The sequence below is a fragment of the Streptomyces sp. GC420 genome (assembly GCF_009916105.1).
GTDB lineage: Bacteria > Actinomycetota > Actinomycetes > Streptomycetales > Streptomycetaceae > Streptomyces.
In genome coordinates, this window is record NZ_JAAAXQ010000781.1 from 1 (window position 1) to 989 (window position 989).

Consider the following 989-nt stretch of genomic DNA (forward strand, 5'->3'; position numbering starts at 1 on the left):
GCGCCCCCGGCGCCCCCGGCGTCCACGACGGCCGAGCACCTGCTCGCCGAGCGCTTCGCCCGCGGGGACATCGACGAGGAGGAGTACCGGCGCCGGCTCGCCGTCCTGCGCTCCTCCGGACCACCCGCCGAAAGCTGACGGCTCTCCGTCCGAAGCTGCCGGGCGGGGGCGACGCCCGGACAATGGGACGGACGGACGGACGGACGGACGGCGGACCGGACGGCACGGCGTGGCAACCGAGCGGAAGGCGGTCTGAAATGACCAGCATCACGCAGCGCATCGCCACCCTGTTCCGGGTCAAGGCGAACAAGGCACTGGACCGGGCGGAGGACCCGCGCGAGGTCCTGGACTACTCCTACGAGCAGCAGCTCGCGATGCTGCAGCGGGTGCGGCGCGGCGTCGCCGATGTGGCGACCAGCCGCAAGCGCCTCGACCTGCAGGTGAGCCGGCTGAGGGAGTCCACGGGTAAGCTGCGGGACCAGGCGGAAGCGGCCCTGGCGGCGGGACGCGAGGATCTGGCCCGCGAGGCGCTGGGCCGCCGCGCGGCCGTCGCCTCGCAGATCACCGAACTGGAGGTGCAGCAGACGTCACTGCGCGACCAGGAGGAGAAGCTCACCCTGGCCGCCCAGCGGCTCCAGGCGAAGGTCGACGCGTTCCGCACGCGGAAGGAGACCATCAAGGCCACCTACACGGCGGCCGAGGCCCAGACCCGTATCACCGAGGCCGTCACCGGCATCGGTGAGGAGATGGGCGACGTCGGCCTGGCGATGCAACGCGCACAGGACAGGACCGAACAGCTCCAGGCGCGGGCCGGTGCACTGGACGAACTGATCGCCTCGGGCGCGCTGGAGGACGCCACCCTGCCGGCCGGGCGTGACGACATCCAGGCCGAGCTGGAGTCCGTGACCGCGGGCCGGGACGTGGAGCTCGAACTGGCACGGATGAAGACGCGGCTCCCGGCCGCGCCCGCCGCCCCGCCGGCGGTGGAG

General features: G+C 73.2%; 2 protein-coding genes. Both read left to right on the forward strand.

The features are described from left to right. The first annotated feature begins 39 nt into the window (after nucleotides 1-39). Nucleotides 40-138 (forward strand): SHOCT domain-containing protein, encoded by a 99-nt coding sequence (locus tag GUY61_RS38580; protein ID WP_398958481.1) that lies wholly within the window; start codon nucleotides 40-42, stop codon nucleotides 136-138. A 119-nt stretch (nucleotides 139-257) separates the two neighbouring features. Further along, nucleotides 258-989, forward strand: a 732-nt coding sequence (locus GUY61_RS38585) for a PspA/IM30 family protein (RefSeq protein ID WP_166634933.1), incomplete at its 3' end; no start/stop codon positions are given.